The organism is Phormidium sp. CCY1219 (assembly GCF_055795085.1).
The window spans coordinates 22,155-39,161 of record NZ_JAYFEQ010000805.1 but is presented as its reverse complement, the minus strand read 5'-3'; the positions used below and the strand labels follow the sequence as shown (position 1 = coordinate 39,161).

At 51.0% G+C, this 17,007-nt stretch carries 18 protein-coding genes; 4 read left to right on the top strand and 14 right to left on the bottom strand.

The window, feature by feature from the left end; all coding sequences use genetic code 11:
• Positions 1 to 4: 4 nt before the first annotated feature.
• From AC0QH1_RS25065 to AC0QH1_RS25050, 4 genes are all read right to left on the bottom strand, one after another.
• Entirely contained in the window at positions 5 to 517 is a 513-nt protein-coding gene (locus tag AC0QH1_RS25065) for a globin family protein (RefSeq protein WP_324634148.1), read from the bottom strand.
• 203 nt (positions 518 to 720) lie between these two features.
• Positions 721 to 1,398 carry a GvpL/GvpF family gas vesicle protein gene (locus AC0QH1_RS25060; protein WP_324634147.1) on the bottom strand — a complete coding sequence of 226 codons (678 nt, stop codon included), beginning with the start codon at positions 1,396 to 1,398 and terminating at the stop codon, positions 721 to 723.
• A 19-nt stretch (positions 1,399 to 1,417) separates the two neighbouring features.
• Positions 1,418 to 3,067 carry a hypothetical protein gene (locus AC0QH1_RS25055; RefSeq protein WP_324634146.1) on the bottom strand — a complete coding sequence of 550 codons (1,650 nt, stop codon included), beginning with the start codon at positions 3,065 to 3,067 and terminating at the stop codon, positions 1,418 to 1,420.
• Positions 3,064 to 4,908 carry a serine/threonine-protein kinase gene (locus AC0QH1_RS25050; protein ID WP_324634144.1) on the bottom strand — a complete coding sequence of 615 codons (1,845 nt, stop codon included), beginning with the start codon at positions 4,906 to 4,908 and terminating at the stop codon, positions 3,064 to 3,066. Before AC0QH1_RS25050 ends, AC0QH1_RS25055 begins: the two co-directional genes overlap by 4 nt.
• Positions 4,909 to 5,202: 294 nt before the next feature.
• Here AC0QH1_RS25050 and AC0QH1_RS25045 point away from each other — a divergent pair, with 294 nt between their 5' ends.
• Positions 5,203 to 5,685, top strand: a complete 483-nt coding sequence (locus AC0QH1_RS25045; protein ID WP_324634142.1) for a 2Fe-2S iron-sulfur cluster-binding protein — start codon at positions 5,203 to 5,205, stop codon at positions 5,683 to 5,685.
• An 85-nt stretch (positions 5,686 to 5,770) separates the two neighbouring features.
• Positions 5,771 to 6,241 (top strand): globin family protein, encoded by a 471-nt coding sequence (locus AC0QH1_RS25040; RefSeq protein ID WP_324634141.1) that lies wholly within the window; start codon positions 5,771 to 5,773, stop codon positions 6,239 to 6,241.
• Positions 6,242 to 6,374: 133 nt separating this feature from the next.
• Here the strand turns inward: AC0QH1_RS25040 and AC0QH1_RS25035 are convergent, their stop codons facing one another.
• From AC0QH1_RS25035 to AC0QH1_RS25020, 4 genes are all read right to left on the bottom strand, one after another.
• Positions 6,375 to 6,950: an SH3 domain-containing protein gene (locus tag AC0QH1_RS25035; RefSeq protein WP_324634140.1), complete on the bottom strand. Its 576-nt coding sequence runs from the start codon at positions 6,948 to 6,950 to the stop codon at positions 6,375 to 6,377.
• A gap of 352 nt (positions 6,951 to 7,302) precedes the next feature.
• On the bottom strand, positions 7,303 to 8,709 hold the full coding sequence (locus tag AC0QH1_RS25030; RefSeq protein ID WP_324634139.1) for an NAD(P)(+) transhydrogenase (Re/Si-specific) subunit beta: 1,407 nt from the start codon (positions 8,707 to 8,709) through the stop codon (positions 7,303 to 7,305).
• On the bottom strand, positions 8,706 to 8,999 hold the full coding sequence (locus AC0QH1_RS25025; RefSeq protein ID WP_324634138.1) for an NAD(P) transhydrogenase subunit alpha part 2: 294 nt from the start codon (positions 8,997 to 8,999) through the stop codon (positions 8,706 to 8,708). Before AC0QH1_RS25025 ends, AC0QH1_RS25030 begins: the two co-directional genes overlap by 4 nt.
• A 114-nt stretch (positions 9,000 to 9,113) precedes the next feature.
• Complete coding sequence (locus AC0QH1_RS25020) at positions 9,114 to 10,259, bottom strand: Re/Si-specific NAD(P)(+) transhydrogenase subunit alpha (protein WP_324634137.1); 1,146 nt, start codon at positions 10,257 to 10,259, stop codon at positions 9,114 to 9,116.
• 1,213 nt (positions 10,260 to 11,472) lie between these two features.
• On the opposite strand from AC0QH1_RS25020, the gene AC0QH1_RS25015 reads away from it, so the two are divergent.
• A complete protein-coding gene (locus AC0QH1_RS25015; protein ID WP_324634136.1) occupies positions 11,473 to 12,066 on the top strand; it encodes a hypothetical protein in 594 nt (197 codons plus the stop codon).
• Between the two features lie 119 nt (positions 12,067 to 12,185).
• Here the strand turns inward: AC0QH1_RS25015 and AC0QH1_RS25010 are convergent, their stop codons facing one another.
• The gene (locus AC0QH1_RS25010) at positions 12,186 to 12,605 is read right to left on the bottom strand and encodes a DUF6335 family protein (RefSeq protein ID WP_324634135.1); all 420 of its coding nucleotides are present in this window, start codon (positions 12,603 to 12,605) and stop codon (positions 12,186 to 12,188) included.
• A gap of 257 nt (positions 12,606 to 12,862) precedes the next feature.
• Between AC0QH1_RS25010 and AC0QH1_RS25005 the strand changes: the two genes are divergently transcribed.
• Positions 12,863 to 13,165 (top strand): zinc-binding metallopeptidase family protein, encoded by a 303-nt coding sequence (locus AC0QH1_RS25005; RefSeq protein WP_324634134.1) that lies wholly within the window; start codon positions 12,863 to 12,865, stop codon positions 13,163 to 13,165.
• A 151-nt stretch (positions 13,166 to 13,316) separates the two neighbouring features.
• On the opposite strand, the gene AC0QH1_RS25000 is transcribed toward AC0QH1_RS25005, so the two are convergent.
• The 5 genes from AC0QH1_RS25000 to AC0QH1_RS24980 form a co-directional block, all read right to left on the bottom strand.
• Positions 13,317 to 13,520 carry a hypothetical protein gene (locus AC0QH1_RS25000; RefSeq protein WP_324634133.1) on the bottom strand — a complete coding sequence of 68 codons (204 nt, stop codon included), beginning with the start codon at positions 13,518 to 13,520 and terminating at the stop codon, positions 13,317 to 13,319.
• Positions 13,521 to 13,644: 124 nt separating this feature from the next.
• Positions 13,645 to 13,803: a hypothetical protein gene (locus tag AC0QH1_RS24995; RefSeq protein ID WP_324634132.1), complete on the bottom strand. Its 159-nt coding sequence runs from the start codon at positions 13,801 to 13,803 to the stop codon at positions 13,645 to 13,647.
• 9 nt (positions 13,804 to 13,812) lie between these two features.
• Complete coding sequence (locus AC0QH1_RS24990; protein WP_324634131.1) at positions 13,813 to 14,727, bottom strand: hypothetical protein; 915 nt, start codon at positions 14,725 to 14,727, stop codon at positions 13,813 to 13,815.
• Between the two features lie 8 nt (positions 14,728 to 14,735).
• The gene (locus AC0QH1_RS24985) at positions 14,736 to 15,296 is read right to left on the bottom strand and encodes a hypothetical protein (RefSeq protein ID WP_324634130.1); all 561 of its coding nucleotides are present in this window, start codon (positions 15,294 to 15,296) and stop codon (positions 14,736 to 14,738) included.
• A 79-nt stretch (positions 15,297 to 15,375) separates the two neighbouring features.
• A complete protein-coding gene (locus AC0QH1_RS24980; protein ID WP_324634161.1) occupies positions 15,376 to 16,878 on the bottom strand; it encodes a hypothetical protein in 1,503 nt (500 codons plus the stop codon).
• Between the last annotated feature and the right edge of the window lie 129 nt (positions 16,879 to 17,007).

The window sequence follows — 17,007 nt, the reverse complement described above, 5'->3', positions numbered from 1 at the left end:
TCTCTTAACTCGCCATCGCTCCTTTTTGAACGGTTGCCATGAGTTTCGGCGGCAAGTCTAAGGCTTCCATCATCATATTGAGGTAAGGGTCAATCAACTGACTGGCGCTACTTGGCAGGCGATCGTCCACCTCTTCTTTCAAACAGCGATAAGCCACGCCACAAGAATTTTGTTTCTGATACGCGGTCAAAATATTCGCTTGCCACAACAGTAATGAGTCGTTAAAAAACTGCGGGTCGTCTTTCAGAATCGATAATCCAATGTAGCGAACCACTTGCGTCATGTCATAGTAACAGCGCTTTCCGTGCTGTTGCATGATATCCGGGTGCATCGCCATGAACTTTTTCAAGGCATGACGCACCAGCACATCTCCTTTTTCCCGCAAAATCTCGTAGGTTTTCGCGCGATCGGCAAAGGAGTGCAGATATTTTTTCATCGGTTGCAGTTGTGCCCCACTCAGATAGCGCCCCTCGCTGTCGTGAATCAATTCGGCTAATTTGGAATTAATCGCCTGCATTGCATCCCCCTATTCTTCGTCTTCTGTGTTTGTTCGTTCTAATATGATTTTGATATAGCCGGCTGCATTCTTGCAAGCTTTGTATGGAATTTTTAATATTTCCCCCAGGTTTCCGGCAATTGATTAATTTTCAATAATTTTTATGAATTTTTATCAACCCATATCCCGGGGGAGTCGGGAAACCCGCCAAGGACTTGAGAATTCTAGAGAAAATGATAAGGAGGAAGCGCCCCTTCCAGGTGCAATTCCCAACTCGGACAGGCAGACTGCCAATCGCGAAAACGCTGATGGAGTAAAGATTCTTCCTGCACAGAAGCCAGCAAATACATGCGTTGCGTATTTTCCCGAGGTTCAGCAGCGATCGCCTCTGGATAATTCTGGGTAATTACGGAGCGAATATTGGCCCACTGTGCCGCTTGGGACTCGCGAAAATTTTGCAAACTTTGATAGCGCCGCTTTTTTGCCAATAAATAGGCTTTCCCTTTAGTCTGTGCGGGCATATCGGGAGTTGGTGCCGCTAACGGGGTAAATTTTAACGCATATTCTCCTTTGCCCGCCAACCGCTGCAGGGTAGAGAAATACGCCTCCTCCTGGCGAACCAAATGACCTTCTAACCCAGCAATCGAATCAAACACCGTGCCAAACCGTAAAGGCAGGACTACAGTTTGCCGAAACAACTGGCAAATCGCGCGATCGTGGTCTAACACTGCCTGCAGCAGGCGATCGTCATTGGAGTGCAATGCCTCCACATCCACATCCGGTTCCACCACCGCCGCCACCCGATCCCGGGAAATCAGTTGCACCGTTTTAAAAATTCCTTCGGGTAACTCCAACTCAGAAGCCTTGCCCTTTAGCGTAAAAGCGTAAGTGTAGACAGTCATATTCACCAAAAACTTGCATCTAATCCTCTGACCTCGGGAAATTCGGGTGGGAAATAAACTCCAAATGGAAGCTTAACCGAGCGCATGCACCGTACCAACTCGAATCAGAGTGGCACAGTTCCACCGGAATCTCCTTCAACGATAACAACCGCGCATCCAATCGCTTCAGCGGCGACGCCGTAGGGCTAAGCTCCTGTGCAGGCGGCAGCGCTTGAATTTGTTCGATTAACCCCTGCAACAAATTTTCCCCAATCGTCGGTTCTCCACCCCCCTGCCACTGCGGGGCATACACGATCGCATCCCCAGGCAAGGCGCATGTGGATTCCGCCTCACCGGTGGCCACATCCATCTGCCAACTCAACGCCGGGGTAGTCACCTGCAAAATCCCCACCAGTCGCAATATCCCCCGTTCCCAGTAGCTTTGCGATCGCAGCACAGAAGCTTCCACCCCCACCACCAACTGCATCACCGAATAAGACCCTCGAACCATCTGCCATAACAGGCGGTGCAGCAACTCATCCAGGGACATGTCCTTTGCCCCCAGCTCATCCACCGACGCCAATCGGGACTTCTGTTCCTGCAACAGTCCACATGCCGAAGCCACCAATCGGGTCAGACCCGCGTGAAAATCCGGCGTGCAAGCGGGACTTTCCCGGTTCCATTTCTCCTTCCGGGATAACAGACTCATCACCGCCTCAGCGATCGCATGGTGGGTCAATTCCCCGGTCACTTGAGCCAAGGGAATCCGAATGTTGGTATGGCGCGGCGCGGGGGGTCCATCCCGTTCCACCGACATCGGGGGCGGTGGTTCCACAGATGCGGCAGTGAGGTCCCCCTCCGCATCGGGGAAAAATTCAAAATCCAACGTCAGTTGCACCCTTGCGGTTTGCCAGGGGGTGCCCGGTTGCAGTAACGCGATCGCGGAGGGTTCCAGGAAATGCGCCAGTTCTGGGGCGGCATTTTGCAGGTGGCGTTGCACCGTGGCAATTAAGCGATCCTTGGGGGTTGCTTGGTGACACAGAGGAACCGCATCGGATTGAATCTGAATGTCTCTGCCTTGCAGGGTAGCGATCGCCGCTTGTCGTTGCACGGGGCGATCGCTGGCGAGGTCAAAAAACCAAGACCAATCCGCCCCAGAAGCGTCCAAACCGGCCACCAGTCGCACCATGCCTGGGGTTTGTGTCCCGGACTGAATCCTGCGCCCGGGCACCCCGGCGATCGCCCGCATCAGATCGGAGGAACTGCGAACCACGGACCACAACAGTTGGGGAATCAACTCTTCGACGAAAATCAACCCGGTTTCTGAGGCGTAGGTGGTAGACCGAGGGGGCGGTGTTGCTTGCGGGGGTGCCGATTCCGGGTTTCCCAGTGGTTCGGCGCAGGTCAAAGCGTCCCACAGATCGGCGGCTTCTTCTAAAACGTAGGGGGTGAGGGTTTCCGGAGTGGGGTCAGAGTCTACCGACGCGCCGCCGGGACGCGATCGCACCTGGGCGATCGCCGCCATCAACCGCTGCATCGCTTCGGTGGCGAGTTGGGGCACCGATGGGGGTTTTGCAGGGAACCTTTCCGGTGGCGCAATAGTTGGCGGGTTCCATTTGAGGATCGTCTGCGCCACATGCGGCAGCTCTAAGGAGGGTGGGGAAACCTGCGGGTGTTGCTGTTCGCTCATGGATTTTTTTTGACGTTGACCTCAAAGTAGTGTAGTGCTGCACCACCGGCATCGGTTCGGGTCGCGATCGCCAGTTTCATGGAGTCTCCCGGGGTGAGGGTTCCTCCCTGGAAACCCGCCGCTAATGCCACGGGTTCTGGTACCCCCTGCCAGCTTCCCAGGGGATTTCCTTCTTCATCTAAGCAGAGAATTTCACCCGCATGGGCGAGGATAATTCCTCCGGGGACGGCGGACCAACAGGCGGGCGGGGTGGATAAGGGAATCCGGGTCACTTGCAGGGGGAACAGTTGGATGCGCCAAGCGGCGGGTAAGGGATGATGGGCGATGCCGAAGAGGGTATAGGGTTGCCCTGCAAGCATCAGGCGATCGAGTTTCAGTTGCAATTGCACGGAAGCGACTCGCATTCCCCGGCGGGCATACACTTGCAACAGGGTGCGCTGTTTTTTCGGATGCGGATCGGTCCAGATGGCGAGCAGATGGCGCGGGTCGAGAAAGAGGATTTGCGGTAAGCGGGGGGCGGGTAGGGCACAGGCGTGAGTCGGGGCATCGGGTTTGAGGGGCGCTTGGTGGGTGAGGGAATAGAATGCTAAGTGACGGGGACGGGCAACGGCTAACCAGCGGTTTTGCGGGTCGATCGCGGCGTGGAAGGGGGGGTTTAGGGTCAGCAGGGGTTGGCACTGGTCCGCTTCGGGAGAAATGGCGTAAATGTGGTGTTGGGTGGCAATGGTGCAGTTTTTTGCTCCGGGGAGAATCGCGGCGATCGCTTCGGGGAAATTCAGTTGTTTCGTCTGGGGGTTGTCGGCGGGTTGTATTTGCAGGTGTCGATCGCTGGCGGTGTAGAGGACTTCGGCGGTGGCGGTTAAGGCGAAGTCTTTGGTGGGCGAGGATTCGATGCGGCTTGTCTGAGTCGGGGTCAGGGTTAGAGTGGGGGCCTCTGCTGTGGGGGGATGCTCTCCCAAGGGCAACAGGCGAGTGGATAGGGATTGGACTTGCGGGTCTTGCAGCGCTTGGGCAATGGCTTGTGCCATTGTGGTGGCGGTTTTGTAGCGACGGGCGGGCAGTTTTTCTAGGGCTTTGGCGATGATGTGGCGCAAGGCGGCGGGCATCCAGGGCGGTAGGGACAATCGTTGGTTTAAGTGTGCCCACATGAGTTGGGTGGGGTTGCCGGAAAAGGGGCGATCGCCCAGCAGGATTTCAAAGAGCAAAATCCCCATCGAGTACAAATCGGCACTGGGGGAGTACAGACCGTAAAATCCTTCGGGGGCGGTGTAGGCGATCGCGCCAATGGCTTCCATCGCGTCGGACCGAGGGCGCTGGGACTGAAATTGCGAAAAGCGGCGGGCAATGCCAAAATCGGAGAGTCGGGCAAACCATTCGCCGTTTTTCAGGGTCAGGAGGATGTTTTCTGGTTTGAGATCGCAGTGAACGATGCTTTGTCGGTGGGCGCAGTCTAATCCGGCGAGAATGCAGCGCATCAGGTGCAAGCCTTCGGCTAGGGTTAGGGAGTTTTGCCGTTCGAGCAGTTCGCGCAGGGTGCTGCCTTCGCAGTAGTCCATGACGAAATAGCGGGCGGTGGGGGTTTGTTCTAAGGCGCGACAGGTGACAATATTGGGATGCTGCAGGGTCAGCAAGGACCAGAGTTCTTGCAAAAATTTATGGGTGGTAAGCCGTTGGTGGGTGAGTTCTTTGAGGGCCACCAATTGCTCGGTTTTGCGTTCTGTTGCACAAAAGACTTTGCCAAATTGCCCTTGTCCCACTAATTGGAGTATGCGGTATTTGGAAAGTTGTGGTTTCAGGGGGTGCAATGAGGCGCGATCGCTACTGAGGTGGGTGGGGTTCATGGTTCATCCTTTGCCCGAGTTTGTCCGAATCGAGGGTTGGGTTTTCTCTTGCCTATTTTCTATGCTAGTTCGCCTCTGGGCTAAATTGCGGCGCATTTTTGCTATGCCGGGGCAGTCGTTTTGTGCTGAGAAATGTAACAATTATTCATAAATCGTCCTTTGCCCTCAGGGTGCATCCCGTTCGGATTTCTGTGGCCTCTTTGATGCACAGAAGTCGTTTTTTGTCAAGGGTTAATTGCCCGCAACCCTCGCGCGCTTAGTGTCAACCACGCAACTACCAACAAGAAGTGAAAAATGGTCAAAATTGTCAGGTTAGAGCCAATTTCCCAAAATACAGAAGTGCAAACCAATGCCAACCTCCTGTCTGCGTTATTGTCAGAAGATCTACATGTGCTGAAAGAATGTGGCGGTCGGGGTCTGTGCGCCACCTGCCACGTCTATATCAAACAGGGCATGGAGAGTCTCTCTACAATGGCACGCCGCGAACAGCGTACCCTGGAGGTGATTACCACCGCCCAGGCTAATTCTCGGCTGGCTTGTCAGTCGCGGGTTTTGGGCGAAGGGGTGGTGGTGGAAGTGCCTTCTGGTATGTATATTGACGCCCTCGAAGATGTAGAAGCGCTCATCGGTCGCCGCACGGAACAAGCGTTGTTGCACCCGATCACTGGTGATGTGGTGGTGGAACCGGGTAAGCTGATTACTCGTTCGGTGTTGAGCGAATTGAAGGATATCCGCTTCCAAGTGGGCGAATATTTATCTCGCACTCGTCAAGCGTAAATTTCGCCGGCAAAGCAGTCGCGATCGCTGACTTGTGTTTCTTCTACCTGTTTGTTGTTGTTTCATCGACCACACCGGATTTTCCATGTTAACCCAATTCGGACGTCTGCGTGCCTCTGCTGATGGTCGCTATGCCACAGCGGCAGAATTGCAATTCCTGAAAGATTACTTTAAAACGTTCCCACTGCGCTTGAGTGCTTATCAAAAAATTCAAGCAGCGGAAAAAGACATCGTTCGCCAAGTACAAGAAAAACTCCAATCCCGCGACCCGGATATCTTCAATCGCGGTTCTGAGGATTTGACGGCAAAATGGCGTCTGGACTTGATTCGGGTGCTGCGCCACTCTTCTGCTGCGTTATTGAGTAATGACCTCGATCGCCTGCAAAACGATTTTTTACTCTGGTTTAAAAGCATTTTACATGCGTTGCAAGTTCAGCGCCATTCGGCACTGACTTATAGCGTCATGCAAGATGTGGTTAAAGGGTATTTAACGCCGGAAGAAGCAGCTGTGTTTTCGCCAATTTTGGACCTGACTCGAAAGGTTCTGGGAGGATAATTTTCTTTCCCACCAGGGCGGTGGTTTGGGTTAGCATGTTTGTTAGCTCGATTGAGGGGCAAAGGGAAAGCATCCAGCATGACGTTTCCTATCTGGCGCGATCGCCTCCTCTCACCGCCCTGGCATCAGTTTCTCATAATGTACTTTCACAATATCCCAGATTATTCGCCTGAATGTAGCCCTCAAAGGGGGCGTAAATCGGCACCCAACCATTTTGACCGCGATTCTCGATCGCTACCTGTTCGCGAAAGTCGAGATTTCCCACGACTCCACTCTCGAACGAGGGGGTTTGCCAAACGGTGGCACCCTCTCCAAGCACTTCGCGACAGTCGTTGATGGGGGGAGATGCACTCTCGGGGCAATAGGCTAAATCGTTGGCGCGCACGTACCCTTGATAAGGCGCGGAAATCGACACCCAACCCCCTGCGCCAGGACCATCAATGGCCACTTGCTCGTTATTGGGGATTTCTCCCACCACCGCACTATCGGGACGCGGATCGATGAGCACGGTAATCCCCCCGGGTTTCGAGACTTCCCGACAAGCATTGGAGACTTGTGCGACGCGAAATTCCTTCGCCTGTGCGATCGCGGGTTGGATGTTTTGGCTTTTCGCCTGTTGGGGGAGAACCGCACCGCCTAACCCGCTTGCCGCTAAAGAAATAATCGAGGTTAATAGTAGAGAATTTCTCCAATTGCTTTTAACTTTCATAACCGTAATTTTCTCCTAAATTTAATTAAAATGGGAACATGGGAATTCGATAGAATTCCATACACCCGGCTTGTTTTAAGGGTAAAAAATTTTTCAGGCGATCGCGACTATCGAAAGAGGGAGTTTCGGCGGTGAGCTGCTCTGACTGGGGATAGAGTTGCCCTTCATCAGGCTCAAATGGTGCCCCGGCGTAAAAAAACCCGCCCCAGGCGAAAACGCTTCTGGAGCGGGAGGCGGAGCCTGTGATGCCTCGTTGTCGGAACCGAGGAACGAGTACCACTGGGCGGCTGTGAGTTGGGGGGGGGGGAGAGAAACAGAATAGAATCTGTAGCGAAGGGAAGGGAATCTTGTGTTACAACTGCTTCACTTCACCCACGAGCTTGGTGACAATATCTTTTGCACTGCCAAACAGCATCATGGTTTTGTCTTTGTAAAATAGGTCGTTGTCAATGCCGGCGAAACCGGTATTGAGACTGCGCTTGATGACGATAGTGTGACCGGCTTTGTCTACTTCGAGAATCGGCATGCCGTAAATGGGACTGGCGGAATTGTCGCGGGCGGCGGGGTTGACCACATCGTTAGCCCCGATGACCAATGCCACGTCAGTGCGATCGAATTCCGGATTGATGTCGTCCATATCGCACAACAGTTCGTAAGGCACATTGGCTTCTGCCAATAGCACGTTCATATGTCCGGGCATCCGACCGGCAACCGGGTGGATGGCGTATTTCACTTCCACGCCGAGGCGTTCGAGTTGGTCGGCCAATTCGCGCACGGCGTGCTGTGCTTGGGCCACAGCCATGCCATATCCGGGAACGATGACGATGGAGCGGGCGTAACCGAGCATCATCGCACTTTCTTCCGGATCGATGGAGCGCACCACTTTCTCGCCGGCGTCACCGCCTGCGCCAGTGGCACCACCGCCTTCACCGGTTCCGAAGGCGGCAAAGAGGACGTTGGTGAGCGATCGGTTCATCGCTTTGCACATGATGACGGTGAGGATGATTCCGGAGGCACCCACCAAGGCACCGGCAACGATCAGCATGTTGTTCATCACCACGAAGCCGGCAGCGGATGCGGCTAGCCCGGAAAAGGAGTTTAACAGGGAAATCACCACCGGCATGTCGCCTCCGCCGATGGGGATGACGAACATGAAGCCGAGTATCAGAGAAATCCCCACAACGCCGAGGAAGACGGGGGTGTTCAGGGGATTGAGGCACAGATAAAGGCTGCCGGCGAGAAATCCGCCCAGCAGCAGGGCGTTAAAGGGTTGCTGCAAGGGGAAGGTGATGGGTCTTCCGGTCATAATGCCTTGCAGTTTGGCAAAGGCGACGAGAGATCCGGTGAAGGTGATACCGCCAATTAAGACGCCCAGCAATGCGGTGATGGTGGTGTCTAGGGGGGGATTCTCGAAGCTGGAATAGTAGCGCCAAAATTCTCCTACGGCAATCAGGGCGGAGGCGGCACCGCCAAAGCCGTTGAATAAACCGACCATTTGCGGCATGGCGGTCATTTCGACTTTCTGGGCGGCGATCGCGCCGATCGCAGAACCGATCGCGATGCCAAGCAAAATCATCGGGTAGTTCAGCACTTGGGCATCGAGCAAGGTGGCGACGATCGCTACCAACATCGCGATCGCAGCGAGTAAATTGCCGTTGCGGGCGGTGGATGGGGAACTTAGCTTTTTCAACCCCAGGAAAAATAATGATGCCGCAACGATATAGCTGAGCTGGATTCCAGTAGGCAGAAATTCGCTCATGGGTTCACCTCTTTTTTCTTGAACATTTGCAACATGCGATCGGTCACTAGGAAACCTCCCACAACGTTAATGGTGGCAAAGATTACCGCTAGCAATCCTAAAATTACCGTTACGTTCCAATCTCGCTCGCCGGCTACGATTAGTGCCCCCAAAATTGCGATTCCAGAAATCGCATTCGCCCCTGACATTAACGGTGTATGCAGGGTGGGCGGTACTTTGGTAATTACTTCAAATCCGGCAAAGGCTGCTAGCACAAATACGAACAGCGAAGAAATTAATACATCGGACATAATTCTACTGTCTCCTGGATTTGGTCGCTACTGCTGGGGCGCGCGGCACGCCGAGGGTCGGCTCGCAGGGGCGTTCCCTCACGATCGCCCCTCGGCGCTCGCGTCCCCCGGTTGTCACACGCTGCCACTGACGGTTTCTAGGGCTTGGCGCACCCGCTCGTTCTTGATTTCACCCTCGTGGGCGATGCAGGATCCGGCGATGATTTCATCTTCAAAATCTATCTTCACTTCCCCATCTTTGACGATATACTGCACTAAGGTGGCAATGTTTTTTGCATACATTTGGGAAGCGTGAACCGGCATGGATGAGGGCAGGTTAATCGGCCCGACAATCGTGATTCCGTCTCGCACGATGTCTTTTCCGCCTTCGGTGTAAACGCAGTTCCCCCCTTGTTCGGCGGCTAAGTCTACAATCACCGATCCCGGTTTCATCCGCGCGAACATTTCTTCGGTGATTAGGGTAGGCGCTGTTTTGCCGGGAACTTGGGCGGTGGTAATCACCACGTCTGCGCCGGCAACGGTATCGGCGACTAATTCTTGGGTCCGCTTTTTCGATTCTTCGGAGAGTTCTTTGGCATACCCTCCCTCGGCTACGGTGTCTTCGTCGAGTTTGATTTCTACGAATTTGGCCCCGAGGCTTTCTACTTCTTCTTTCACCGCCGGACGAATGTCAAAGGCTTCCACTACGGCTCCTAAACGACGGGCGGTGGCGATCGCTTGCAATCCGGCAACCCCGGCTCCCATGATAAACACTTTCGCGGGCCGTATGGTGCCGGCGGCGGTGGTTAACATGGGAAAGAATTTCGGCGCATTGGTTGCCGCGAGTAGTGCGGCTTTATATCCGGCAACCGCTGCTTGGGAGGAGAGGGCATCCATGCTTTGCGCTTTGGTGGTGCGCGGGATCGTCTCCATGCTCAAGGCGGTGACGCCGCGCTGCGCCAGTCGCTCGATTAATTGGGGATTGCTTAAGGGATTGAGAAATCCGATCGCTATGCTGCCTTGGCGCAGTTTGTCGATTTCGTTGTCTTTCGGAGGCGCAACTTTGACTACAATATCGGCTTCGGCCCACAGTTTCTCGCTGTCGCCCATGACGGTGGCACCCGCCGCTTCGTAGGCTTCGTCGGGAAAAAATGCTGCCTCTCCCGCTCCCGCCTCTACCCAAATTTCTAGTCCCTGTTTGACTAACCGCGCCACGATATCCGGGATTAACGCCACGCGACGCTCTCCTACTTCTGTTTCTTTGGCTACCGCTATTTTCATCGTTTCTCCTGTTCGCTTAAACTAACTATCCATTCGGTATGGAAACTCCCTCGACGCTTTGTGTGGGTGTTCCCCTGCAGTTTTTAAGTGCGATCGCTTCCCCTGCTTTTTCTTTAGTTTGGGATTGAATTGACCGACAACAGTTTTTTTGCCTTGCTGCCTGATGGCTGATTCTCTCGGTTGAAAGCCGCTCGCTTCCCTTTCTCTCCCTTCTCTTTCCCTCTTCTGTCGGACTCTCAACCCTGCCTCGCCCGGGCTTTTTTGGTGTCCGTGGGCGGCACCCCTTTCTCCGGCGAAACCCTGGCTGTTTTTACATCAAGTTTTAGCCAGAATTCTCCCTCAAATCGATTTCCTCCCTCCACCTAAAACGCTCCATTTTTGCATGAGGTTTGCTTACTCCACGCTTTTCCATTGCTTTCCCTTTTCTTGATGATTTACAACGGCTATAAATTCCCGATCGCAGCTCTAACGACTGCGCTGGATAAGTCTACAGGCTTGCCAATCTGTTGGATGATTTTAAATGCAATTTCCCTCCTTTGTCAAGCTGTTCTCCGGTTTGATTCTGGTCTTGAGGGTGGGGTTTCTTAATTTGAGGATTTTATCGTCTCCACTGCTGTTGTTGGCGCTAGTTTAATCTAAATTTAGGTAATTTATATTGTTTTCCTGACAAATGAGCCACCAAACCCTCGGGCGATCGCCGCGCCACTGACCTCCCCAAACCCTTTTGCGGCTGGATCGGCAGGGTTCTGACTCTGGAACCTCCATTCCCAAAACCCAGCGGCGGGATGTTCTTCTTTTATCACAGAACAGAAAAACGGCGATTGTTTGTCAGAAAATTTTAACTTTTCCAAATTTTAAAAAAATGTTAAGATTCCCGCGATGAAGCGGCGAGTCCTTTTTGTTTTACCCCCACCGCCTCTCCCTCCCCCCGCCACGATTTTACCTCTCTTGTGTTCTCCTGCCACAAAACCGATTTTTTGTCAAGCCTACAGCAAAATATTCCGGGGTGTTTTTCCCGCTACCTTCGTCACCCACTACCCTGCATCGGCGCGATCGCGCTTTGGCGGCGATCGCCCCTGAGGAGCGATCGCTCTCCCGATGACTCCCCGACTCCCTCCCCACCCCAGTTGACAACAACCACAGCGCTACAATAAAACCGTAAACTAATCCCTACTGCGATTGGAGGGGAAGCACTCGCTTCCGGAGGATTGCTATGTCGCAAAGCATAAACGATTTTGTCCTCACTGACAAACAACTGATGGAATTTGTTAAAGTCGAACTAGACTTTATCAAAAATTATTGTGCCGATTGTAAACCCACTGCATTTCCACCCATCCTCAAAGTCTTGGACTCTCGACAAAAACTCCACCTGATTAGTCTCGATGTAGACGAAAATTTCCATCGCTCTACTAAACGCCGTCAGGTGTTGGAAGAAGCTGGCACGAAGTTTTACAAAAAATATGGCAAAAATACCTTTCCGGCGATCGTAATGCTCAGCTCAGAAGCGTGGCTAAAAGCATTTAATGCCAACAATATGCCGGACAATATCCGACAACCCAGCGATTACCCCGATGCGGTTGAGGTGGTGGTAGTTCAAGCAATTACCTTCGCCAACACTTCAATTCTAGAAAGTGACTGCCCACCGAGAGCCAGTATGGGAACTTTGAAAATTGAGGCGCGCAACCCTTATCTGAAACTGTCGGAAATGTCGGAACCCAATCTCTATAAAGCCGGCCCGGAGACTACGGATTTACTCGATCGCTTCTTTATCGGTTGGTTTCAAGAAGATGTCCGCACAAAAAACTAAGATGATTCGAGTCATTCACATGGGAGTGCCACTGCGGGGAGGCACTCCCTCTCTATGATTTGCACCCGGTTTGCATAACCGGAATCTTCTTTAAAATCCCCCCATTCGCCGCTATTGTTCTAGGGGCGATGTTCTTGATAATTGGGGTCGGATTGCGGATCTAATTCCCAGCGATCGCTATCCCGTTGTTCCATCCGATCTTCTGTCTGGATGGGTTGGCGATCGTCTCTTTCCAATCCCACCGCCGCGCCGAGTTCGTCTACTACATTTTTATCCGGTGTGGGTGCGGTTCCGCCCACCACTTCTTCCCCGGTATTTTCTGCCTCAGACCACGCCGCATCTACATCGCCGCCGCTGAGTTCCGGTCCGGTGGCGTTGTATTGCTGCATCTTATTTTCCATGCTGCGACCGCCAATATTATAACCGGGCTGCCCCTCTACGCCAGTTCCAAATGATTCGGTAACGGTTTGGGGCAAATCTTCTACATTGCCTTCTTCTGCGGCTTGTTTTCTGAGGTCTTCTTGTTCGTTTTTAGCCATAATTAATCTCTCTTTAGCTACAGTTTTTTTTTAACGGTTTTTTGGGTGGAATCCAAGCACCGGAAAAGGAATCGGGGGATATTGATTAAAATTTAACAAACTCTCCGGGGGTTTCACTTCTATCGAAGGACAGATTTTTTGGCGGTGGCGGGGAACTGATGCGCTGGTGGCTGGGTTGTCGTTCCCGAGGGTGGACTTGTGCGGCAATTGTGCGAGTGCTACAGTAAAAGAAGCAACAGAATAAAGGAGGAATTCAGATGAGAACTTTGGATGAATTCACGCAACTGATTGAAAGTCAGGATACTTGCCCCCCTGACATGCCTGCGGCGATGCGATCGCTGTGGTATGACAAAAAAGGACAGTGGGACCGGGCACATGATATCGTGCAAAATGCCAGCGACGCGGATAGCGCCTGGGTTCATGCCTATCTGCATCGCAAAGAAGGAGACTACAGCAATGCGCGATACTGGTACAGACGCAGCGGACAACCAGCAGTCACCGACTCGTTACCCCACGAATGGGAACAGATTGCCCGGAACTTGCTGCTGAAACAAGGGTGAGGAATTGAAGGGAAAGGGAACTGCGATCGCGCCATTTGGAAGGTGGCTAGCCGTTTATCTCGTCTCCCCCGGAATAGAGGTAAAAAATTAGTCCGCGTTGGCGGACTTTATTTGCTCAGGTGCGATTTCAATCGCCGGCTTTAATTCGCGCTTACCCATCGGGAAATTGCCAACAAGCAATCTGCTCGATATTGTTGCTCCCACAGCGATCGCAGGAAACCTCTTCCACCGAATCCACCCATTCGTAACCGCATTGACGACAGTGGCAAAAAATGTTATTTCGATTGGCTTCGGCGATGTTTAATTGCCAATTATGCAGCTCGTCGTCGTCTAATACCCGAGGCGTTTCTGACATCGTTGCTCTCCCCTCCATGCAAGTTGGGTGTTATTTTACCACAAAATTTTGAAATCCGGTGGCGATATCCCTGTGAGAAAGTACCGGGAAACTTGTCGTCCCCCGGTTCTTTCTCAGTTATGGACTATCCACCAATCGAAGGATAGCGATCGCGTAACTTTTGAGGATTTTCGTATAATTGCTCAGAATCTTTTTGAAATTGGTAATACGTTTTTTGGTATCCGTCGATTTTTTCTTGTAATCCGTCAATTATTCCATACAGTTCTTTCCTGTATTGTTCCATTTCTGTTATTTAATTTTTATACTCTTGGTACTCTTTTTTCAATTCATTTTTGCTCTCCTTCAATTCTTCAATTTCCTGCTTTAATTCCTCGATTTTCGTCTGTTTATATTTTATATTGTTTTCGAGGTACACTTGATAGCCCAAAAAGCAATTTAATACTATAGAAACAATCAACAAACCCCCTACTGATAGCTTATTTAGTCTGCTTAGATTTCTGATTTGTGTCACGATTTTTTGTGGAATTTGTGCTAACTTTGGTATATTTGGCGATGAAATTTGTTCCCATTTTTCATTGTTTAGCTGGTCTGACAAGCCTCGCCAAATGGCATATTCTTCAAAGGTTGTTTTAGGAGTCGTGCCACAGACTAGGGCTAAAATGCGATAATTGGGTAATTGATTGTTGTTGGGTAATTTGTCGGGTAATTGATAGTTTGTTAGTTCTTCACGCAGTTCGGTTTGTAAACTGGATAAGTTTCCAAATTTACAAGTGGTATCCACAGCTTGGCGAGTGTTGAGCGTTGAGCTAGCCGCCAATTTTTCTATTTGAGGGAAATCGACCTTAAATCCTCGGTAATTATTATCGGGACGGATTGCGTTATCGACTTTTGCGGTCAGTTCTCCATCCAACGCTTGTACGGCGATCGCGCGAATTTTGGCTTCCTCAGAGTTGTCACCTTTCCACAAAATGGAGTTGCGAATCGTGCGGGTGCGGTTATCGCTGCGATCGCTGGATTTTAAACCCGTGACCACCAAATACAGGTTCTCTTGGCGATCGCGATAAATCACCAAAGAAAATGAATCACTATCCACGAACTTGAAAATGTCATCATCTAAACCTGGAATTTCTGGCTGAGGCTGCTGATTTTTCGCATCTACCCAACAGTATCCCTGGGAAACTCCCCGACTGCTAACATAAATCTCCATCACTACTCCTACGTTTCAATATTTAACAACTCTTTACCTTGAACGATTTTTGTGACCTTTAAATCGGGGTCAGCAAACTTCCGAACAGCATTATTTAAAGAAGTCCTGCCACCAAACAAAGAGTCGAACGCTCTAGAGAACAGAGGAGGTTTTTTGCTCAAATACACCTCGCAAATAAATTTTAAAATATATTTGAGCGGTTGTTCGCTATTTTTCGGCTCATAGCGGTCATTCGCATCGTACTTTCGGTAATACCATCTCGTCTCCTTTTGTTCGGTTTCTTCAAGGCGGGAAAAAAATACATTCCCCACAGTTTCCACTGGGGCGATCGCTACCGCAACTTTTCCGAGCAAATCATCGCTGCTCAACTTTTTCAGGAGCTTTTTATATCCACATTCGACGCCATCGAATAACTCGTCCTTGCGTTGTTCTTTGATATACTTTTCGCATTTGACCGGAGCAAAAATCACTAATCGCGGCGTTTCCCAGTCTTGAAAAACCTCTTTAAACCAATCCGTTAACTGAGTGGGCTGATTGAAGGTTTCATGGTAAATGCCACCTTGTTCCATCAGCGCCGCTGCATCAATGGGAATGACAATCGCCGCCGATTCTCGAAGAAAATTTTTGACTTATTCTTGTTTTTCTGGTCTATTGATTCCATATTCTCCCGGGTAATCCTGTTTTGACTTCGGGATACTCCGGGGTAATTTGGCTGGCAACTTCTGTCAGAAACTCTTCTGTCAGAAACTCTTCTGAGTCCCGCGCTGCGCTGAGTCCGCCTAACGAACATTTTTCCACTAAAACTTTGACCACCTTTTCTTTGGTGTCTGTAATGGATTTTTTGAGTCCTTTATCGATATCGAGAAATTTCTGCGATAGCCCGGTGCGGACTTCCCCCAAATACTCGTTGTAAGCACTGAGGTAGGAGCCAATTTCGTAGTTCTTCCCTTCGATATCTTCCTCAGTGGGTAGCGGCGGGTTTTTGTCACATTCCTGAATGACGCTTTCAATTTGCAATTTTAGATTTTCATCCTCTGTATCGCGAGTTGAATCTAATTGCTCTAGTAGTTTTTCTAGCTCCTTTGTCAGAGTGACCCAAAATTTTTGAGTAATCCATTTATTGTATTTTTTTTCGAGTTCGTATTTGTCGATATCGGGTAAGACATCTCGAGCGGAGGCTAACTGGTTTTTCAGATCGGCGATCGCCCTTTGTAGGTCTTGCAGTTTATTCCAGGCATAATTTTTATCTAATTCGGTGATATTCGATCGCAGATTATCCAGTACCACCTGCAGCACTTTGCTATTGGCTTCTTCCGGAGAGGAGCAGTCGGCGATCGTGCAGTCTAACACGGGCATTTTTACCGTTCCTGACTCGATATCTGTTTTCTGAGACTGGCAAGTTATCTCGTTTTCCCGATTCCGGTCTACGTTGAGGACAAATAGAGAGCGAGAGGGTAAATCGTTTAAAGCTTGGTTAGCCAGGTCATATAACTGGGTATCATTTTGTTCGAGACTAGCGCGATCCTTGGAGGGCTTGCGGATGAATAAAATAAAATCCACCTCTTGCGCCAGGGCTTCGATCGCGATCGCTTCATCTCCCAGGCGGAAATCCCCCAATCCGGGAACATCCACTAAGACGATATCGCCGATTTCATCGCTGGGAAACGGGCATCGAATTTTAACGTGCTTGACCGCCAAACACTCGTAATTTATCACTCGATAGGTTTGGGCATCATACTTTTGCGACACGTAATTGGCCACTTGTGACGGGTCGTGAATGGTGTAAACTCCGCGTTCGAGCCAGTCGCGATACCGTGCTACATTGGCATGATAATATCTGAGATTGTTATAGATATTAACGTCAGTTTGGTGAGGCGAAGATAAGCGAGGAATTTCCGAATGGGCAAACTCTTTGAAGGATGTCGGTTTCGGGTCTAAGCCCAGTTTGTCGTAGTAGGGAAGAATTACTTCCTTTAAAAAAGAGGCTTTTGAATGAAATTCAATTTCTGCTGTGGTTGAGCCGCCGACTTCGTGGAAAATGGTACTGCGGGCTGCGGTACAAGCTTTCCCTTGAAGTGCGGGAATGACATCATTATTGAGACCCGTTAAGCTTTGCAGGAGGGTGCTTTTTCCCTGACCCATCCGCCCAATTACGCCAATATTCAGGGTAGGGCGAGCAAATCTGCCTTGTAGCCGCCGCAGGGCTTCTAGCAGTTCTGTGGCTTGCTCCTGAAATGGCGCGAAGTTGAGGCGATTGAAGTTAGACTGCTTGTCGGGTTT